20 protein-coding genes are annotated in these 18,979 nt (G+C 55.6%); 18 read left to right on the top strand and 2 right to left on the bottom strand.

The features are described 5' to 3' along the window. Nucleotides 1–13: 13 nt before the first annotated feature. The 18 genes from ruvC (at nucleotide 14) to NM686_RS07520 (ending at nucleotide 14,741) form a co-directional block, all read left to right on the top strand. Nucleotides 14–511, top strand: coding sequence for a crossover junction endodeoxyribonuclease RuvC (gene ruvC / locus NM686_RS07435; RefSeq protein WP_255187239.1), 498 nt, complete (start codon nucleotides 14–16; stop codon nucleotides 509–511). Continuing rightward, on the top strand, nucleotides 508–1,110 hold the full coding sequence (gene ruvA, locus NM686_RS07440; RefSeq protein WP_269022654.1) for a Holliday junction branch migration protein RuvA: 603 nt from the start codon (nucleotides 508–510) through the stop codon (nucleotides 1,108–1,110). The genes ruvC and ruvA overlap by 4 nt, the downstream gene beginning before the upstream one ends. Next, nucleotides 1,110–2,144: a Holliday junction branch migration DNA helicase RuvB gene (ruvB, locus tag NM686_RS07445; RefSeq protein WP_269022927.1), complete on the top strand. Its 1,035-nt coding sequence runs from the start codon at nucleotides 1,110–1,112 to the stop codon at nucleotides 2,142–2,144. The genes ruvA and ruvB overlap by 1 nt, the downstream gene beginning before the upstream one ends. A 17-nt stretch (nucleotides 2,145–2,161) precedes the next feature. Continuing rightward, entirely contained in the window at nucleotides 2,162–2,557 is a 396-nt protein-coding gene (gene ybgC / locus NM686_RS07450) for a tol-pal system-associated acyl-CoA thioesterase (RefSeq protein ID WP_255187242.1), read from the top strand. Continuing rightward, nucleotides 2,558–3,235 (top strand): protein TolQ, encoded by a 678-nt coding sequence (gene tolQ / locus NM686_RS07455; RefSeq protein WP_255187243.1) that lies wholly within the window; start codon nucleotides 2,558–2,560, stop codon nucleotides 3,233–3,235. Nucleotides 3,236–3,282: 47 nt separating this feature from the next. Beyond that, nucleotides 3,283–3,690, top strand: a complete 408-nt coding sequence (gene tolR / locus NM686_RS07460) for a protein TolR (protein WP_269022656.1) — start codon at nucleotides 3,283–3,285, stop codon at nucleotides 3,688–3,690. Nucleotides 3,691–3,730: 40 nt separating this feature from the next. Continuing rightward, a complete protein-coding gene (gene tolA, locus NM686_RS07465) occupies nucleotides 3,731–5,347 on the top strand; it encodes a cell envelope integrity protein TolA (protein WP_255187245.1) in 1,617 nt (538 codons plus the stop codon). A 19-nt stretch (nucleotides 5,348–5,366) separates the two neighbouring features. Next, the gene (gene tolB, locus NM686_RS07470) at nucleotides 5,367–6,650 is read left to right on the top strand and encodes a Tol-Pal system beta propeller repeat protein TolB (protein WP_255187246.1); all 1,284 of its coding nucleotides are present in this window, start codon (nucleotides 5,367–5,369) and stop codon (nucleotides 6,648–6,650) included. 50 nt (nucleotides 6,651–6,700) lie between these two features. After that, nucleotides 6,701–7,279 (top strand): peptidoglycan-associated lipoprotein Pal, encoded by a 579-nt coding sequence (pal, locus tag NM686_RS07475; protein ID WP_255187247.1) that lies wholly within the window; start codon nucleotides 6,701–6,703, stop codon nucleotides 7,277–7,279. Further along, nucleotides 7,276–8,154, top strand: a complete 879-nt coding sequence (gene ybgF, locus NM686_RS07480; protein WP_255187248.1) for a tol-pal system protein YbgF — start codon at nucleotides 7,276–7,278, stop codon at nucleotides 8,152–8,154. The genes pal and ybgF overlap by 4 nt, the downstream gene beginning before the upstream one ends. A 2-nt stretch (nucleotides 8,155–8,156) precedes the next feature. Beyond that, a complete protein-coding gene (gene queE, locus NM686_RS07485) occupies nucleotides 8,157–8,807 on the top strand; it encodes a 7-carboxy-7-deazaguanine synthase QueE (protein WP_255187249.1) in 651 nt (216 codons plus the stop codon). Between the two features lie 22 nt (nucleotides 8,808–8,829). Beyond that, complete coding sequence (gene queC, locus NM686_RS07490) at nucleotides 8,830–9,510, top strand: 7-cyano-7-deazaguanine synthase QueC (protein WP_269022660.1); 681 nt, start codon at nucleotides 8,830–8,832, stop codon at nucleotides 9,508–9,510. A 68-nt stretch (nucleotides 9,511–9,578) separates the two neighbouring features. Then, nucleotides 9,579–10,199: a hypothetical protein gene (locus tag NM686_RS07495; RefSeq protein WP_255187251.1), complete on the top strand. Its 621-nt coding sequence runs from the start codon at nucleotides 9,579–9,581 to the stop codon at nucleotides 10,197–10,199. Nucleotides 10,200–10,241: 42 nt separating this feature from the next. Beyond that, nucleotides 10,242–10,970, top strand: coding sequence for an oxygen-binding di-iron domain-containing protein (locus NM686_RS07500; protein WP_255187252.1), 729 nt, complete (start codon nucleotides 10,242–10,244; stop codon nucleotides 10,968–10,970). Nucleotides 10,971–11,101: 131 nt separating this feature from the next. After that, nucleotides 11,102–12,463: a tRNA (N6-isopentenyl adenosine(37)-C2)-methylthiotransferase MiaB gene (gene miaB / locus NM686_RS07505; RefSeq protein ID WP_255187253.1), complete on the top strand. Its 1,362-nt coding sequence runs from the start codon at nucleotides 11,102–11,104 to the stop codon at nucleotides 12,461–12,463. Then, a complete protein-coding gene (locus NM686_RS07510; protein ID WP_255187254.1) occupies nucleotides 12,460–13,437 on the top strand; it encodes a PhoH family protein in 978 nt (325 codons plus the stop codon). The genes miaB and NM686_RS07510 overlap by 4 nt, the downstream gene beginning before the upstream one ends. Nucleotides 13,438–13,443: 6 nt before the next feature. Next, nucleotides 13,444–13,905 carry an rRNA maturation RNase YbeY gene (ybeY, locus tag NM686_RS07515; protein WP_255187255.1) on the top strand — a complete coding sequence of 154 codons (462 nt, stop codon included), beginning with the start codon at nucleotides 13,444–13,446 and terminating at the stop codon, nucleotides 13,903–13,905. Continuing rightward, a complete protein-coding gene (locus NM686_RS07520) occupies nucleotides 13,902–14,741 on the top strand; it encodes an HlyC/CorC family transporter (RefSeq protein WP_255187256.1) in 840 nt (279 codons plus the stop codon). The genes ybeY and NM686_RS07520 overlap by 4 nt, the downstream gene beginning before the upstream one ends. 222 nt (nucleotides 14,742–14,963) lie before the next feature. On the opposite strand, the gene NM686_RS07525 is transcribed toward NM686_RS07520, so the two are convergent. After that, nucleotides 14,964–17,726, bottom strand: a complete 2,763-nt coding sequence (locus tag NM686_RS07525) for a nitrate reductase (RefSeq protein WP_255187257.1) — start codon at nucleotides 17,724–17,726, stop codon at nucleotides 14,964–14,966. 9 nt (nucleotides 17,727–17,735) lie between these two features. Beyond that, on the bottom strand, nucleotides 17,736–18,953 hold the full coding sequence (locus tag NM686_RS07530; RefSeq protein ID WP_255187258.1) for an NAD(P)/FAD-dependent oxidoreductase: 1,218 nt from the start codon (nucleotides 18,951–18,953) through the stop codon (nucleotides 17,736–17,738). Nucleotides 18,954–18,979 lie beyond the last annotated feature (26 nt).

Here is an 18,979-nt window from a genome sequence, read left to right on the forward strand (position 1 = left end):
TATCGCAAACACATTGACTAGGATACTCGGAATCGATCCCGGTTCGCGCATCACCGGCTACGGCGTGTTGGAAATCACGCCACGCGGTGTACGTTATGTCGCCAGCGGCTGCATCCGGGTGCGAGCGGAGGACTTTCCGGCGCGCCTGAAGCAAATCTTCGACGGTGTCACCGAAATCATCGCCTTGTATCAACCCGGCCAGATGGCCATAGAACAGGTATTCATGCATAAAAACGCGGATTCGGCCTTGAAATTGGGCCAGGCGCGCGGCGCGGCCATTTGCGCGACCTTGAACCAGGATTTGCCGGTGTTCGAATACGCGGCGCGCCAGGTCAAGCAAGCCCTGGTCGGCAAGGGTAACGCCGATAAGGCTCAAGTTCAGCACATGGTCAAAATTCTGTTGAGCATCCAAGGCGAGATGCAGATCGACGCCAGCGATGCGCTGGCGATTGGCTTGTGCCACCATCATTACCAGCAAACCGCGTTGCGCTTGCAAAAGGCTTTGGCATGATCGGATTCTTGCGCGGCACATTGATGCAAAAGTCGCCACCCCAATTGTTGTTGGACGTCCATGGCGTGGGCTATGAAATAGAAGCGCCGATGACGACGTTTTACGATCTGCCGGCGCTGGGCGAAGAGGTCAAGTTGTACACGCATTTGGTGGTGCGGGAAGACGCGCATATCCTGTTCGGGTTTGCCAGCGAGACCGAACGCATGTTGTTTCGGACCTTGATCAAGGTCAACGGCGTCGGACCCAAGCTGGCGCTGACGATTCTGTCCGGTCAGAGCGTGGAAGAGTTTTATCGCTGCGTCAACGACAACGATACCAAGGCTCTGGTGCGTTTGCCCGGCGTCGGGCAAAAAACCGCGGAGCGCTTGATCGTGGAAATGCGCGGGCGTTTGCCGGAATTGAATACCGCGGGCGCGTCTTCGGAGCGTTCGCACGTGCCGGCGCCGCTGGGGAATAGCCCCAGGCAGGAAGCCATTGCCGCCTTGTGTGCGTTGGGTTACAAGCCGCAAGACGCATCGAGAATGGTGCAGGCCGTGGCAGCGGACGACAAAAGCTGCGAAGACATCATTCGCTTGGCGCTGCGGGGCGCGGTTAAATGATAGAAAGCGACAGGTTGATCACCGCGCAGGGCAGTAACGACGAGGAGCGTCTGGATCGGGCGATTCGGCCCAAGCGGCTGAAGGATTATGTCGGACAAAAGGAATTGCGCCAGCAGATGGAAATCTTCATCCAGGCGGCGGTCAGTCGTGCCGAGGCGTTGGATCATGTATTGATTTTCGGCCCACCTGGCCTTGGCAAAACCACGCTGGCCAACATCGTCGCCGCGGAGATGAATGTCAATATTCGCCAGACTTCCGGTCCGGTGCTGGATAAGGCTGGGGATTTGGCGGCTTTGCTGACCAATTTGCAGGCGCATGACGTCTTGTTCATCGACGAAATCCATAGACTCAGTCCGGCGGTCGAAGAAGTACTATATCCGGCTATGGAAGACTACCAGATTGATATTATAATAGGCGAAGGTCCCGCCGCCCGTTCGATCAAGCTGGATTTGCCGCCTTTTACCTTGATAGGCGCCACGACGCGGGCCGGCTTATTGACATCGCCGTTGCGCGACCGCTTCGGCATCGTCCAGCGTCTGGAGTTTTACAGCATCGAAGAATTGTCCAGCATCGTCAGGCGTTCCGCGCTGATGCTGGGTATAGGCATGGATGGCGGCGGGGCCGATGAGATCGCGCATCGATCCAGAGGCACGCCGCGTATCGCCAATCGTTTGCTGCGCCGTGTGCGAGATTTCGCCGAAGTGAAGGGCAATGGCACCGTAACCCGCGAGATTGCCCAGCAGGCGCTGGAAATGTTGAAAATCGATCAGCAAGGTTTCGACATGCTGGATAGAAAATTATTGCTGGCGATGATGGAACATTTCCAGGGCGGCCCGGTTGGACTGGATACCTTGGCGGCTGCAATCAGCGAGGAACGCGGAACGGTCGAGGATGTGCTGGAACCCTATTTGCTGCAACAAGGTTTTATCATGCGCACGCCGCGCGGGCGGGTAGTAACGCACAAAGCCTACAGCCATTTTGGCTTGCAGCCGCCCCGGCAACAAGCCAGTACCGACGATATTTTTGAACTTTGAATGATTTGCCGTTGCGGATGAAAGAATTTAGCTGGCCGGTTCGGGTCTATTACGAAGATACCGATGCCGGCGGTGTGGTGTTTTACGCCAATTATTTGAAGTTTTTCGAACGTGCGCGCACCGAAATGCTGCGCAGCGCGGGCTTCGAACAAGACCGCTTGCTCAGCGAGGAAAGCGTCATTTTCGTCGTGCGTTCGATCAGCGTCGATTATTTGAAACCGGCTCGTTTCAACGAGCAGATAGAGGTTAGCGCTAAAATCATTGAAAGCAAAAAAGCCAGTCTGGTTTTTGAGCAGTCCATCACTCGCGAGCAAGATGTGTTATGTAACGGAACGATACGTATAGCCTGTCTCGATGCGCAAAGCATGAAACCCAAACCCATTCCCATTGCCATGTTGGAGCAATTAACCTAAATGAATACCGATTTGTCCATCCTGCATCTGGTTAAAGAAGCCAGTTTTGTCGTTCAGTTTGTGATGTTTATCTTGCTTGCGGCATCCCTCGCCTCATGGACGTTCATCTTCAGCAAACGTAAGGAACTCAATCAGGCCATTTCGATTACCGACGATTTTGAAGACGAGTTTTGGTCTGGGCTTGGCTTGGCCGAGCTGTATAAAAAAATGTCCAGCGATCGCTTCGATCCGGAAGGCATAGAAAAAATTTTCCTGGCCGGCTACCGCGAGTTTGCCCGGATGCGGCAAAAAGGCGAGGTCGAGCCCGTGGTGCAAGTCGAAAGCGCGCAACGGGCCATGCGCATCGAGCTGCAACGGGAATTGGATAGATTGGATGAAACCTTGCCGTTTTTGGCAACCGTGGGCTCCACCAGCCCCTATATCGGTCTGTTTGGTACCGTGTGGGGTATCATGAATTCTTTCAGGGCGTTAGGGGAAATCAAAAACGCCACGCTGGCCAACGTGGCGCCCGGCATTTCCGAGGCCTTGATCGCTACCGCGATCGGCTTGTTCGCGGCGATCCCGGCGGTTATCGCCTACAACCGCTTTTCCACCCGCCTGGATAGGCTGGCCGGCCGTTACGAGTTGTTCATCGACGAATTCGTCGTGTTGTTACAAAGACAGGCGCACAGCAAATGAATGTCAGTGGCGGAAGCAATCGCAGGTCGCGTAAAAAGCGCGGGCCGATGGCGGAAATCAACGTCGTACCTTACATCGACGTCACATTCGTATTGTTGATGATCTTCATGATCACGGCGCCCTTGGTGCAAACCGGCGTCGATGTTGATTTGCCGCAGGCCGAGGCCGAGTCTGTCGATTTGCAAGACCAAACGCCGGTGATCGTATCGATCAAGAAAGACGGCAGCTTATATGTTGATGTGGGTAATGGCGATGAAGAAGCCGAAACGCCCGTTGACGCAGAAACGGTAAAAACCCGCGTGGCGGCGGTATTTAGAAATAATCCTAAAGCGCAGTTGTATGTCAGGGGGGATCACGAAGTCGATTACGGCAGTATCGTCAAAGTGATGGTCGAACTGAAAAAAACCGGTGCGCCCAAGATCGGTTTGATGACAGCCCCGCCACCGGAGAAATAGGTTCCTATTTGACATGAGGAAATTTGGACCTTCATTTTTTTTGGCGTTAGCGCTTCATCTCGCTATCGTTTTATTGTTTGGCTTCAGTTTCAGCAGTTCCCCGGAGCAGACGAAACCTAGCCCACAGGCCGACATTATCGAAGCCACCGTATTGGATGGTGCGGAAATCGATGCCGAGGCCGAGCGGCTGAAACAAGTCGAAGAGCGCAAGCACCAAGCCGAGGTGGATCATCAGCAGCAGTTGGAAGCTGCCAGAAAGGCCGAAGAACAAGCCCTGAAGCAAGCCAGGGAGCAACGGCAACTGGAAGAAAAAAAGGCGTTGGAAATCGCGGAAAAACGCAAACAAGAGGCACAGGAGGAGCAAAAGAAACAAAAGCAACTCGAAGCCAAACGTCTGGAAGAAGAGCGCAAGCTGCAGGAAACCAAGGAGAAACGCCTGCAGGAAGAGAAGCAAGCCAGGGAGGCGGCGGAAAAGCAAAAAAAGCTGGAAGCGGAAAAGCAGGCACAGGAACAAAAACTGCAGGAGCAAAAAGCGGCTGAAGCCAAGGCCGAAAAAGAAAAACAGCTAGCCGTCGAAAAAGCCAAGGCCGAAGCGGCCGCCAAAACTAAGGCGGAAGCCGAAGCGAAAGCCTCCGAACAGAAAACCAGGGCTGAAGCAGAAAAAAAGGCCGCCGAGCAAAAGGTAAAAGCCGAGGCCGAGAAAAAGGCGGCTGAAGAAAAAGCCAGGATAGCGGCGGAAGCCGAAGCCGAGGCAGAAAGAGCTGAAAAAATACGGGTGGCCAAATTGGCGGCCGAAAAAGCCGAAAAGCAACGTCAAGCGGCCGAAGCGCAAGCCAAAGCCGAGCAACAAAAGCAGGCCGCTGAAAAAGCCAAGGCCGACGCCGACGCCAAGGCAAAATCCGAAGCGGCGTCCAAGGCTAAAGCTGAAGCCGATGCAAAAGCCAAGGCTGAGTCAGCTGCCAAGGCCGAAGCCGAAGCCAAGGCTAAAGCCGAGAAAGCAGAAAAAGAAAGGCAAGCGGCTGAAGTGGCCGCGAAAGCCAAGGCCGACGCAGAGGCCAAAGCGAAAGCCGAGGCGGCAAAGGCAAAAGCAGAGGCCGAAGCAAAAGCCAAGGCGGAGGCCGCCGCCAAAGCTAAGGCTGATGCCGATGCGAAAGCAAAAGCCGAAGCAGCCGCCAAGGCTAAAGCGGAAGCTGAAGCCAAGGCCAGGGCAGAAGCGGAGGCAAAAGCCAAAGCGGAAGCAGATGCCAAGGCGAAGGCAGCTGCCGAGGCTAAAGCCAAGGCCGAAGCGGAGGCGAAAGCCAGAGCAGAAGCCGAAGCCGCCGCAGCGGCGAAGGCTGAACAAGAACGACAAGCGGCGGCTGCGGCAGCAGCAGAGTCCGAAAAAGCGCGTGTTGCTGAATTGATCAAAAACAAGGTCAATGGTGCCTGGACCAGACCGATGTCAGCCACGCAGGGTTTGAAATGTACAATTCAGGTAAAATTGCTGCCCAGTGGTGAAGTGATGGATGCCGTGGTCGTCAGCAGCAGCGGCGACCCGATTTTCGATCGTTCGGCGGAAAATGCAGTCAGAAAGGCCGCGCCGTTGCCCGTGCCTCAGGATAGGGCTTTGTTCAATCAGAGCTTTAGAGTGTTTACGTTCGTGTTTAAACCGGAATAACCCAAGCGGAAAAAATAGAATGAAGTTAACAAGCAAAATTTTCATCATCGGTTTGCTGATGTCTTTGGTAGGCACGGCGCGGGCAGAAGGCTTGACCATCGAAATCACCAAGGGCGCGCAAACGGCGGTGCCGATTGCGGTCGTGCCGTTTGCGCAGAAAGGTTCGGTAGGTAATGTAAAACTGTCCGATGTGATCGATTCAGATTTGGCGGGTAGCGGTTTTTTCAAGACCTTGCCGGAAGAGGACATGCTGACCAAGCCGAGCGATCCCGCGCAGGTCAATTTTCGCGATTTTCAGGCATTGGGTCAGGACTACATGGTCATCGGTCAGGTGCTTGGCAATGGCGGTAGCTTCAATATTCAGTTTCATTTGTTCAACGTACATAACGGCCAGTTGCTGATGGGCTACCGTTTGACGGCGGGCGCCAACGAATTGCGCCGCGCGGCTCATCATATCAGCGACTTGATCTATGAAAAACTCACCGGACGCAAGGGCGCTTTCAATACCCGCATCGCCTATGTGACCAGCGCTGCGCGTGGCAACGGCAAGCAATACATGCTGCAGGTCGCCGATGCCGACGGTTACAACCCGCGCACGATAGCCGAGTCGCCCGAACCCATCATGGCGCCGGCCTGGTCGCCCGATGGCTCGAAAATCGCCTACGTGTCCTTCCATACCAAACGCTCGGAAATTTGGGTGCAAACCCTGGCGACCGGTCAGCGCGAAAGCGTGGCAGCGTATCCAGGCATCAACGGTGCTCCGGCGTTTTCACCCGATGGCAGCCGCCTGGCGATTACCTTGTCCAAGGACGGCAGCCCGGATGTTTATGTGCTGAATCTGGCCAACAAAGGCTTGACCCGTTTGACCTCGGGCTTGTCCATCGATACCGAGCCGACCTGGTCGCCCGATGGCAGCACCATCGTATTTACCTCGGACCAAGGCGGCAAACCACAGCTGTACACGATTCCGAGTTCGGGTGGCCGGGCGACGCGCTTGACGTTCCAGGGCGATTACAACGCCAGGGGGCGTTTTTCACCCGACGGCAGAAGCTTGGCGATGGTCAATGGCAGCGGCGGTAGCTATCGCATCGCCGTGATGGATGTAGCCTCCCGCACCGTGAATGTACTGAGTGAAGGTGGACTGGATGAGTCACCGAGCTTTGCGCCGAATGGCAGCATGATTTTGTTTGCGGCGAACAAAGGCGGACACTCGGTGCTGTCCGTGGTGTCCACCGATGGCGCGATGCAGCAGAAATTGGATTTTCAAAGTGGCAGCGTCAGAGAGCCGGCTTGGGCGCCATAAACCGATTGAACCTATTTTTTCGTTTTGATTTTAAATTTTGGAGATGATGTATGAAATTGAATAAAACCTTTTTGGCCTTGGCAATGATGGCGATATTGGCAACGGGTTGTAGCTCCACCGAAGAGGAAGATAGCTTGACCGAATCGGCGCAAGGCACCGACGCTTCAACCAGCGGCTATAACGACGGTTCCATGTCAGGCAGCCAGTTCGGTTCCGGTAGCGGCTACAATGCCGGCGCCGGCTATGGTTCCGGTTCCGGCGCGCATTTGGGGCCAGAATTCAGCGATCCGAGCAATCCGTTGTCCAAACAAGTCATTTACTTCGAATTGGATAGCAGTCAGGTCAGACAGGAGTTCGTGCCTGTCATCGCGGCTCATGCCCAATATCTGTCCTCGCATCCGCAACAACGCGTGATCTTGGCGGGTCATGCCGACGAACGCGGCTCTAGCGAATACAACATTGCGTTGGGCGAGCAACGGGCAAAATCCGTCGAAAGAATGATGCGCGCTCAAGGTGTCAGCGCCAGCCAATTGGAAATCGTCAGCTATGGTGAAGAAAAGCCCGCGGTTTCAGGCAGTGGTGAATCGGCCTGGCAAATGAACCGCCGCGTGGAAGTGGGCTATCAATGAGAAAAACCGCGCTCTTGATGCTATGCGCGGGCCTGGGTGTCGGTACCCAGGCCCGAGCGCTGCCGGTCAATGATTCCGGCTATCAAGGAAATGCGGCTTACGGCGCGCCCGCAGCGGGTGCTTCCGATAGCGCGATTTACGAGATACTCGGCAGACTGGAGCAGTTGCAGACGGAAGTGCAGCAGTTGAGAGGGATGGTCGAAGAACAGGCGCAAACCATAGCCGATTTGGAGCGCAAGCAGGGCAACATGTACTCCGACCTGGATGAAAGAATACAGATGCTGACCAGCAATCCGGCAGCATCCGCGCAAGCGGCCCCGACACCTGCCGCGGGGGCGGAAGCCGGTCAAGCCGCAGCGCCGGCGACACCGGCAACGCCCGCGCCGCAGGCTGCGACGGCAACTCCAGCAACAGCAACAGCTGTACCGGCCGCCACGGCAGCGCAAGCGGCCGCCGAGGCCAAACCGGTTGACGCGCCGGCATCAACCGCAAACAAAGCCGGCGAGAAGGAGCGCTATCAAGAAGCCTACGATACCTTGCGTAACGGCCACAATGCGCAAGCAATCAAATTGTTCGAGGCCTTGCAAACGGATTTTCCGAACGGGGAATACGGCGATAACTCGCTATATTGGCTGGGAGAGGCTTACAAAATCAACCGCGACTTCGACAAGGCGCGCACGGCTTTCGGCAAGGTGGTCAGCCAGTACCCCAATAGCACCAAAGTGCCAGATGCCTTGTTGAAATTGGGTTACATCGAGTTCGATCAGCAGAACATGGCCAAGGCGCGCGATTACCTGACCCGCGTTACCACCAGCTATCCAAGCAGTACGGCCGCGCATCTGGCGGCGAAAAAATTGGCGCAAATGCCGCAATAGACGTGACTACAGTTGTGTCGCTGCGTATCAGCGAAATTTTTTATTCCCTGCAAGGTGAAACCAGCACGGTCGGATTGCCGACCGTGTTCATTCGCTTGACTGGGTGCCCTCTGCGTTGCAACTATTGCGACACTGAGTACGCTTTTAGTGGTGGCGAAAAGTGGACGCTGGCGGACATCATTCAAGAGGTACAACGCTACGATACCGCTTATGTGACGGTAACCGGTGGCGAACCGCTGGCGCAGCCGGCTTGTCTGCCATTGCTGGTTGAATTGCTGGATAAAGGTTATACCGTCTCGCTGGAAACCAGTGGCGCGTTGGATGTTTCGGCTGTCGATCCCCGCGTCGTCAAAGTGCTCGATCTAAAAACACCCAGTTCTGGCGAGATGCAGCGTAATCTATATGGCAACATTCAATATTTGACCGGGCAAGACCAGGTCAAATTCGTGATTGCTACCGAAGCTGATTATGCCTGGTCCAAACAGCAGTTGCTGGAACATGGATTGGCGCAACGTTGCCAAGTGTTGTTTTCGCCGGTGATGGGGGTGATGTCGCCCACCGAATTGGCTGACAGTATCCTGCGGGATCAATTGCCCGTTCGTTTTCAAATTCAATTACATAAATATCTTTGGGATGATGCGCGAGGAAAATGACCGCGAGGTCATGCATAGTGGCATGGGTAAGAATGCCATCATTTTGCTGTCGGGCGGCCTGGATTCCATTACGGTGCTGGCTTATGCAAAACAGCAAGGTTATGCTTGTTACGCCTTGAGTTTCGATTATGGCCAGCGCCATAACGCCGAATTGGCAGCAGCCAAGCAGATCGCGCGGCATTACCAGGTGCTGGACCACAAGATCATACACTTAGGCTTGGATAGCATAGGCGGTTCGGCATTGACCGATGCGCATATCGACGTGCCCATGTCGCCGCAGCAGGGCATACCGGTGACTTATGTGCCGGCCCGTAACACGATTTTTTTGTCGTTTGCGCTGGGTTGGGCCGAGGTGTTGAACGCGCATGACGTATTCATCGGGGTCAATTCGGTCGATTTTTCCGGCTATCCGGATTGTCGTCCAGAGTTCATCAAGGCCTTTCAAGATATGGCCAATCTGGCCACCAAGGCCGGCGTCGAAGGGCAGACCATCACGATTCATACGCCATTGATCGATTTGAGCAAGGCGCAAATCATCGAGCAAGGTTTGCGGCTCGGCGTGGATTATGCCGGCACGGTATCCTGTTATGCCGCGGATAGGGAAGGGCGAGCCTGTGGGCGTTGCGATGCCTGCCGCTTACGCAAGGCCGGATTCGATGCGTTGGGCGTGGCCGACCCTACCCGCTATCAAGCAGACAGCTAATGGGTGCGGACGCTTGTAATGTGGATTATGCTAATGCGCTTGCCGCTGCCTTTGTTGAGTGAAAAACCATGAATACGCCTGTCAATCAGCATAAATCGCAGTTCGTCGCGGTGGCGTCGATCGCGGCCGAATTGAGCGCCGTGATGGAAGTGGCCAAGGAAATATCGCTGGCTGCCGCCAATGCGAAGGCCATTGCGTTCAGGGCCGGCGAAAAGGCCAAGGGCTTTCAGCCGATCACGGACTTCATCAATGAATTGGCCAAAGAGACCATAGAATTGGTCAATGACATCAATGAACATGCATTGAAACTCTACCGGTTGACGGTCAAAGAGCATCGTATGTCGGAAGCCTGTCTGCGATTTGAAAAAGTGGCCGTTAACGCCGCCGGCGCGCCGTATGCCGAATCCCTAAGACATTCCCTGCAGCAGGCTCGGCAACGGCGAGAGGATTGCCGGCGGCAGTTTGGTCGGCACGTGTCCGAATTATTGGCGCAATTGGCCGATGTGATGCATCCGGCACGGGCGGCGAGGGTGATCGCCGCCAATTCCCGCATCGAAGCCTCGCAGGCGGGCGAATACCTGCAAAGCCTGCAAGCGGTGGCGGAAAGCGTCGATCATGCCGCGCAGATCATCCACGACAAAGTGCATAAATGCCGCAGCGCATTGAGTATCATCAATACCGATGACTAAAATCCGCTCAACTCGAATCCTGGCCAAGAGGTGTTGCCATCCATGAAAATGACCAAAATTTACGAAGGCGCTTACCAGTGGATCATGTATGGCCGCGACCCGTATAAGCCGGAAAAAATCATAGACACCAATCAGTATGTGGTGCGTACCCCGAACCGGTGCCTGTTGATCGATCCCGGCGGCATCGAATTGTTCGCGCCGATGCTGGCGGCCGTGCTGCACCATGCGCCGGTCGACGAAATCACCGATTTGTTCGCCTCGCATCAAGACCCGGATATCATCTCCTCGTTGGGCTTGTGGGATCAGGCCCTGCCGCATGCCAGACTGCATGCGGCAGGGTTGTGGGAAGGCTTTTTACGCCATTTTGGTTGCGAAAGCATTCAATATGTCGCGATTCCGGATAACGGCGGCGTGATCAATCTGGGGGCTGTCGAGTTGCAAATCATCCCGGCGCATTATCTGCATTCGTCAGCCAACTTCAATCTTTACGATCCGCAAGCCAAGATTTTGTTTTCCGGGGACATCGGCGCCGCGCTGGAAACGCCCAATACGCCGGTATTCGTTGATAACTTCGATGCGCATGTCGAGAAAATGCGCTTCTTTCACCAACGCTGGATGCCATCCAATCAGGCCAAACGGGCCTGGATAGAGCGGGTCAGGAGTCTGGACATCGACATCCTCGCACCCCAGCACGGGCGCATGTTCAAAGGCGATGACGTCAAGCGTTTCCTGGATTGGTTCGAGGCCTTGCAGGTCGGGATTGCCGTATAAAACAAACATTTGCCGTGAATTGGGTTTATAATCCCGCCGTTTTGAGCCCCCGTTGTGACGGGGGTTTTTCGTTGGAGAGGCGCTAGCCCGCGTTTTTCCGGAGATTGTAGTTTTGGAGTATCTCATCAAGCATGGCGCAAAAACTTTACATACAGACTAACGGCTGTCAGATGAACGAGTACGATTCCGACAAGATGCGGGACGTGCTGATGGCCTCGCATGGCATGGAATTGACCGACATCCCGGAACAAGCGGATGTGTTGCTGCTGAATACCTGCTCGATCCGGGAAAAGGCCCAGGAAAAAGTCTTTTCGGCGGTCGGACGCTGGAAAAAAATCAAGGACAAGCGCCCCGATGTGATCATCGGTGTTGGCGGCTGCGTCGCCAGCCAGGAAGGTGATGCGATACAAAAACGTGCGCCTTATGTCGACATCGTATTCGGTCCGCAAACCCTGCACCGCTTGCCGGAATTGCTGAACAAGGCCCGTAGCGGCGACAAGCATGTCGTCGACATCTCGTTCCCGGAAATCGAGAAATTCGACAACCTGCCGGAGCCGCGCGCCGTAGGCCCGAAAGCCTTCGTCTCGGTGATGGAAGGTTGCAGCAAATACTGCACCTATTGCGTCGTGCCTTATACCCGCGGCGAGGAAGTCAGCCGGCCGCTGAAAGACGTGATCGCCGAAATCGAAACCCTGGCGGCGCAAGGCGTGCGCGAGATCAATTTATTGGGTCAGAACGTCAATGCCTATCGCGGTGAAATGGAAGACGGCGACATCGCCAGTTTTGCCTTGTTGTTGCATTATGTCGCGGCCGTCGACGGCATAGACAGGATACGTTTCACGACTTCGCATCCCCTGGAATTCACCGACGACATCATCGAGGCTTTCGCCGAAATCCCGCAGTTGGTCAATCATCTGCACTTGCCGGTACAAAGCGGCAGCAACCGCATCCTGGCCGAAATGAAACGCGGCCACCAGCGCGAGGATTATCTGGAAATCATGCGCAAGATCAAGGCCGTGCGTCCCGGTATTTCCTTGTCGTCCGATTTCATCATCGGCTTTCCGGGCGAAACCGAGCAGGATTTCGAGGATACCATGGCCTTGATCGAGGAAGTGGGTTACGACTTTTCCTACAGCTTTATTTTCAGTCCGCGTCCCGGCACGCCGGCGGCCAATTTTCCGGACGATGTCAGCATGGACGTCAAGGAACAGCGTCTGCAGCGTTTGAAGCAGCGTTTGAATGAGATGTTCATGGCCATTTCGGAGTCCATGGTCGGTTCGGTGCAAAGCGTGTTGGTCGAAGGCAAATCCAAGAAAAACCCATTACATCTGACCGGGCGCACCGAAAACAACCGTGTGGTCAATTTCGCCGCGCATCCGCGCCTGATCGGGCAATTCGTCGACGTGTTGATCACCGAGGCGCTGCCGAACTCGCTGCGCGGCCGCGTGGTGGAATCGTCCATCGATAAAATTTTGCAAAAGGCCGCCAGTTGACAGTCGCCGAGTTTTCCCAAGAAATCACCCTGTTACCTGCTGATAATCAGCGTTTGTCGAATTTTTGTGGTCAGCTCGATGCGCATTTGCGCCAAATCGAGCAGCGCCTGCAGGTCGATATCGCCAACCGTAGCAATCATTTCAAGGTCACTGGGGTCGATGCCGCAGTCAAAGCCGCGTGTGCGGTGATGCAGAAACTGTTCGAAATGGCGGGACAGGAAGAAATCACCCCGGAGCAGGTACATTTGAGCTTGCAGGACGCCAGCGTCGATCAGTTGCTGCAGCCGGAGGCGACGGTCAGACTGGAGCCGGTGGCGATCAAGACCAAGCGCGGCGTGATCAAGGGCAGGGGACCGAATCAGCAGGACTATCTGCGCAAGATTCTGACGCACGACATCAATTTCGGCGTCGGCCCCGCCGGCACCGGCAAGACTTATCTGGCGGTGGCCTGCGCGGTGGAAGCGCTGCAAACCGAACGCGTCAGACGCATCATTCTGGTGCGGCCGGCGGTGGAAGCGGGCGAGAAGCTGGGCTTCCTGCCGGGTGACATGGCGCAGAAGGTCGATCCTTACTTGCGGCCCTTATACGATGCCCTTTACGACATGCTGGGCTTCGAGCGGGTCGAGAAATTCCTGGAAAAAAACGTCATCGAAGTGGCGCCGTTGGCGTTCATGCGTGGCCGCACCCTGAACGATTCCTTCATTATCCTCGACGAAGCGCAAAACACCACCACCGAACAAATCAAGATGTTTCTGACCCGGGTCGGCTTTGGTTCGACGGCGGTAATCACCGGCGACGTCACCCAGATTGACTTGCCCAACGAAAAAATGTCCGGCTTGATCCATGTCTTGAAAGTGCTGAAAGACGTCGAAGGCATCAGTTTTACCTTTTTTGGCGTGCGTGATGTGGTCAGGCATCCCTTGGTGCAGCGCATCGTCGCCGCCTATGACCGCTATGAACAGGCGCAATCCTAGCCGCGTATGAATTATCTGGATATTCAAATCGCCACCCAAAGTAGCGATTACCCCACCGAGCAGCAGTTTCAGTGCTGGGTGGACACGGTGTTGCGCGATCCGGCGCAAGACAGCGAAATCGTGATCCGCCTGGTCGATGACGAAGAAAGCGCTGCCCTGAATCAGCAATACCGGCATAAGTCAGGCCCGACCAATATCTTGAGTTTTCCGTTCGAAGCGCCCGAGGGCATCGAAATGGATTTGCTCGGCGATTTGGTGATTTGTGTGCCGCTGATTGATAAAGAAGCCGAGCAACAACGCAAATTGCCCGAACATCATTGGGCGCATATCACGATACATGGTGTCCTGCATTTACTCGGTTACGACCATATCGAAGAAAGCGAGGCCGAGGAAATGGAAGCACTGGAAATCAAGCTGCTGAATATGTTAAATATAACCAACCCATACCAGGAAGAGAGTACGCAATGAGCGACGGTAACCCCCCGAGTAGTCAGCCCCATCAGAGAAGTTTGCTGGAACGCATCAGCCATTTTCTGACCGGGGAGCCGCAAGACCAGGAAGATTTACTGGAGATTCTCAGAGAATCGGAAGAAAAGCATTTGCTGGATGCCGATTCGTTAAGGATGATAGAAGGCGTCATGCAAGTCTCGGAGCTGCGCGTCAGAGACATCATGATACCCCGTTCGCAAATGGTGGTCGTGCCCAGGGACGCCGAGCTGGAAACCATTTTTCCGCTGGTGATCGAATTCGCCCATTCCCGCTTTCCCGTCATCGAAGAAGACAAAAGCAAGGTTGTCGGCATTCTGCTGGCCAAGGACTTGCTGGCTCACGCCCTGCGCGATAAAACCATCAAAGTGGAAGCCGTCATGCGCCCCGCCAGCGTGGTGCCGGAAAGCAAACGCTTGAACGTGCTGTTGAAGGAATTTCGCACCGAGCGCAATCACATGGCCATCGTCGTGGACGAATACGGCAATGCTGCGGGATTGGTCACCATTGAAGACGTGTTAGAGCAAATCGTCGGTAAAATAGAAGACGAGCACGACGATGACGAAAACAAGGAATACATTTCCCAGCGCAGCGAACGCGAGTTCATCGTCAATGCGTTGACGCCCATCAGCGAATTCAACGACTATTTCTCCGCCGATCTGGAAGACACCGACTGCGATACGGTAGGCGGCCTGATCTTGCAGCGTCTGGAGCATTTCCCGAAAAAAGGCGAGAAAGTCGAACTGGATGATTTCTGTTTCGAAGTGCTGCGCGCGGACAATCGCCGCGTGCATCTGTTGAAGTTAAAGATTCGCTGAGGATTGGACCACGCATAGCCGCCCTTTCCGTTCCCAAACGAGGTCGTAAAATTCCCCTCTCCTCGCGGGAGAGGGGAGATTAATAATGTAAACGACCGATTTATATTCCTCATCCTAACTTTCTCCCGGCGGGAGAGCGAAGCGTAGATTGACTTTTACAATGGCCTCAAGGCGAAGGCGTTGTTTTGCGTTGGATGCCAACGCGTCAGCCCATGCGGCTGTTTATTGACCTGAAAAAAAGGCTTCCTCCTTCCCCTCCGATGCCGGCGGGATTTGAGTTGGCTGAATGGGCAGCGAGGCAGGATCGATCGTTTTGGCGTGGGCCAAAATGCTTTTTAATTCCGGTAAACACGAACCACAACCCGTTCCCGCATGCAGGCAGTTGCCTATATCTGTTACACAGTTCAAATGTCGGGTTTGAATGGCTTGCACGATGGTTTTTTCGCCGACGTTGAAGCAGGAGCAGATCGTTTTGCCGCTATCGATTTCCCCTTGAGGCGGCACGCCGCTGAGCAGGTTGAAGCGTTCCTTGCGGGTCAATCTCGGTTTGCCGAATAGGCTGGCCAGCCAGCCAGGGTCCGGCAACTCCCCATTATGAGTAATGAACATGCAGGCATGAAGGGTTTGATCCCGCATCTCGGCAAAGCGGTAATCGCCGGCGGCCAGGTCGAGATATTCCACGCAATCGTTGGGTTTGACCGACCCCCTGCCGACAATGCCGCGGCCCCACGCCGGCAAGTCTGGCCGCTGGGATTGATCCGCCAAATGATAGCGCCAAAAGCCATGGCCCCTTATTTTGACGTGGTATTCGCAATCGTCGATGTCCAATGGCATTTTCGTCAATACCATCGCTTGCCAGCAAGGTGCCCAAGCCGCGATGCGCACCGGGGTTTGCTTGCTTTCCGGTTGCCCGGACAAAGGGTCCACGACAGGGTTGACCACGGCGCCGACTCGGCCATGACTGCTGAGCTGGGCGGTCCAGTGCATGGGCACGAACACGCTGCCGGGTTGCTGAGCCTCGCTGACGTCGACCCGCGCCAACATGCCGCCCCAACGGCTTTCGATCCGGGCCAGGGCGTTTGCTTTGAGCCCCCAACGCAACGCATCCTGCGGATGAATCTCCACGAACGGTTCCGGCTTGTGTTGATTGAGCTTCGCGGACAGCGCGGTGCGGGTCATCGTGTGCCATTGATCGCGGATGCGGCCGGTATTCAAGACCAGCGGATAATCCGGTGTGGGGGCGTGCATTGGCGCGCGCGGCTCGAGTGCAATGAATCTGGCCTTGCCGGTGTCGGTAAAAAAACGACCGTCTTCGAACAGGCGCGCCGTTCCGCCTTGAGTCTTGCTTGTGACAGGCCATTGTATCGGCACTAAGGCGTCAAACTGGGCCTGATCCAGCGTTGCCAGGCCTGAAATATCAAAATCCCTGCCCCCCTGCGCTGCATCATTTTCAAAACCGGACAAGGCCGCGTGTTCCTTGAAGATTTCGGCGCTGTTTCGATAATCGAAGCCGGCAAACCCCATGCGCTTAGCAACCTGGCTGACGATCCACCAATCCGGTTTCGCCTCGCCCGAAGGCTGGAATAATGGCCGCTGCCGCGAGATGCGACGTTCCAGATTGGTGACGGTGCCGTCCTTTTCGCTCCAGCCGGTGGCCGGCAGTTTGACATGCGCCAGCTCCACGGTGTCGGTGTTGGCGATGCAATCCGATACCAGCAAAAATTCGCATTGCTTAAGTGCTTCGATTACCTTGGCGGCATCCGGCATCGATACCACGGGGTTGGTCGCCATGATCCATAAGGCCTTGATGCGGCCGTCAGCGATGGCGTCGAAAATTTCTACCGCTTTCAGGCCTGGTTTGCGGGCGACGCTGTCGGTTTGCCAAAACCGCGCGACTCTATCGACATGCGCTGGATTTTCCAAATCCATGTGCGCGGCCAGCATGTTCGCCAGCCCACCGACCTCGCGCCCGCCCATCGCGTTGGGCTGGCCGGTAAACGAGAACGGCCCGCAGCCCGGTTTGCCGATTTTGCCGCTGGCCAGATGGCAATTGATGATGGCGTTGCATTTATCCGAGCCGGAACTGGATTGGTTGATGCCTTGCGAATAAACGGTCACGACCTTGTCCAAACCGGCAAACCAGGCAAACAGTTGCGCCAGATCGTGCGCCGCCACGCCGCAACGGTTGGCCAGAACGGTAAAATCGGCGGCGCTCGCTCGCGCCGTCGCCAAGGCCTCGGCAAAACCTTCACAGTGTCGTTCGATGTAATCCTGATCCAACGCGCCGGTGTCGGCCAGATAAACCAGCAAGCCATTGAACAACAAGCCGTCCATGCCGGGCTTGATGGCCAGATGCCGATCGGCGATATCGCAGCTGCTGGTTTGACGCGGGTCTATTAGTACGATTTTCAGCGCCGGATTGTCTATCTTGGCCTGACGCATGCGCTGAAACGCAATCGGATGGCACCAGGCCGCGTTGGAACCGACCAGCACGATCAAGTCTGCCCGTTCCAGATCCTCGAAATTACAGGGCACCGCATCGGCGCCGAACGCACGCTTGTAACCGACTACCGCCGACGACATGCACAGCCTGGAATTGGTATCGATATTCGCCGACCCGATGAAGCCCTTCATTAATTTGTTGGCGACATAATAATCCTCGGTCAACAACTGTCCGGACACATAAAACGCCACCGCGTCCGGGCCGTGCTCGGCAATGATCGCATTGAATTTAGCCGCGATCCGGTCCAGCGCCGTGGGCCAATCCACGCGCCGGCCATCGATTTCCGGGTATAAAAGGCGGCCTTCCAGACCGACGGTATCACCCAGCGCCGCGCCCTTGGAGCACAGTCGGCCGAAATTGGACGGATGCTGTGGATCGCCGGCAATATTGACGACATGGTTTTCGGCATCGAGTACCCTGGCTTCGATACCGCAGCCGACGCCGCAATAAGGGCAAGTCGTCTTGATGGCAGTTTTAGACATACGCGCCCCTCAGGCCGCCAGCGCCGGCTGATTGAAAATCAGGCTGTCGCGGAACGCGGCGATATTGGTTCGATTCTTGATCAAGTTCAGATACCAGGCGCTGTCGCTGGTATCACCATAAAGAATCATGCCGACGATGACATCGTTTTTTAAGACGATTTTGCGATATATCCCTAAAGCATGATCGATCAGCACTTGCTGCTGGCATTCGGCGTCGCCGTCGAAATCACCGACCGAAAACAGATCGATGCCGGTGACTTTCAGCATGGTCGCCGCCAGCAAGGCTTGGTAGGCAACATTCGATTCGCCGGCCAGATGCCGGGCGCAGACCTTGGCCTGTTCGTAGACCGGCGCCACCAGGCCAAAGACTTCGCCGCGATGCTGCACACATTCGCCAACCGCATAAATGTGTGGATCGCTGGTTTGCAGCACATCATTCACCACGATGCCGCGTTCGCAGGTCAGGCCCATCGTCTGAGCCAGCGCGATGTTCGGTTGAATGCCGGTGGCCATCACCAGCATATCGGCTGGCAACAGACTGTTGTCGCTGAGTCTGACTTTCTGGATGTGCTGGTCACGGCCGATGATTTCGGCAATCGTCGCGCCGAGCCGAAAGCTGATGCCCTTGTTTTCCAATTGCCGTTGCAAGAAACTGGCTGCTTGTTGGTCCAGTTGACGGTTCAACAAATGCCCGGCGCGATTGACCACGGTGACCTCCATACCGCGATGGCTCAAACCGTTAGCGGCTTCCAGGCCCAACAAACCACCGCCCAGGATCACGGCATGCTGCTTGGTCTTGGCGGTTTCTATCATGGTCTCCACGTCGGCAATGTCGCGAAAACCCATCACCCCGGCCAAATCACGTCCCGGAATATCCAGCATCAGCGGTAACGAGCCGGTGGCAATCAACAGACGGTCGTATTCTGCCGTGGTGCCGTCCCTGGCGATGACCAAGCGTTTGGCCCTGTCCACAGCGACGACGGCTTTAGCGGCGCCGCAATGCAAGGTGATGCGATTACGCCGATACCAGTCGAAATCATGGATCATGATGTCTGACACACTTTTGGCGCCGAACAATACCGGCGTCAGCATGATGCGGTTGTAATTGCCGTGCGGCTCGGCGCCGAACACGGTGATGTGATATTTTTCCGGCGCACATTGAAGCAATTCGTCAACGGTACGCATGCCGGCCATGCCATTGCCGATGACCACGAGTTTCTGTTTCATCGTCTGTTACCTCTGCGGGTCTAGGC

It is taken from the genome of Methylomonas rapida (assembly GCF_024360925.2).
Taxonomy (GTDB): domain Bacteria; phylum Pseudomonadota; class Gammaproteobacteria; order Methylococcales; family Methylomonadaceae; genus Methylomonas; species Methylomonas rapida.

Bases quoted from the DNA above. Each gene is read 5' to 3' on its own strand.
- ybgF (WP_255187248.1), top strand. From the start codon at position 7,276: ATGAGAAAAACCGCGCTCTTGATGCTATGCGCGGGCCTGGGTGTCGGT.
- NM686_RS07530 (WP_255187258.1), bottom strand. From the start codon at position 18,953: ATGAAACAGAAACTCGTGGTCATCGGCAATGGCATGGCCGGCATGCGT.
- tolR (WP_269022656.1), top strand. From the start codon at position 3,283: ATGGCGGAAATCAACGTCGTACCTTACATCGACGTCACATTCGTATTG.
- ruvA (WP_269022654.1), top strand. From the start codon at position 508: ATGATCGGATTCTTGCGCGGCACATTGATGCAAAAGTCGCCACCCCAA.
- queC (WP_269022660.1), top strand. From the start codon at position 8,830: ATGGGTAAGAATGCCATCATTTTGCTGTCGGGCGGCCTGGATTCCATT.
- tolQ (WP_255187243.1), top strand. From the start codon at position 2,558: ATGAATACCGATTTGTCCATCCTGCATCTGGTTAAAGAAGCCAGTTTT.
- NM686_RS07495 (WP_255187251.1), top strand. From the start codon at position 9,579: ATGAATACGCCTGTCAATCAGCATAAATCGCAGTTCGTCGCGGTGGCG.
- ybeY (WP_255187255.1), top strand. From the start codon at position 13,444: ATGAATTATCTGGATATTCAAATCGCCACCCAAAGTAGCGATTACCCC.
- NM686_RS07525 (WP_255187257.1), bottom strand. From the start codon at position 17,726: ATGTCTAAAACTGCCATCAAGACGACTTGCCCTTATTGCGGCGTCGGC.
- tolB (WP_255187246.1), top strand. From the start codon at position 5,367: ATGAAGTTAACAAGCAAAATTTTCATCATCGGTTTGCTGATGTCTTTG.
- ybgC (WP_255187242.1), top strand. From the start codon at position 2,162: ATGAAAGAATTTAGCTGGCCGGTTCGGGTCTATTACGAAGATACCGAT.
- miaB (WP_255187253.1), top strand. From the start codon at position 11,102: ATGGCGCAAAAACTTTACATACAGACTAACGGCTGTCAGATGAACGAG.
- NM686_RS07520 (WP_255187256.1), top strand. From the start codon at position 13,902: ATGAGCGACGGTAACCCCCCGAGTAGTCAGCCCCATCAGAGAAGTTTG.
- pal (WP_255187247.1), top strand. From the start codon at position 6,701: ATGAAATTGAATAAAACCTTTTTGGCCTTGGCAATGATGGCGATATTG.
- NM686_RS07500 (WP_255187252.1), top strand. From the start codon at position 10,242: ATGAAAATGACCAAAATTTACGAAGGCGCTTACCAGTGGATCATGTAT.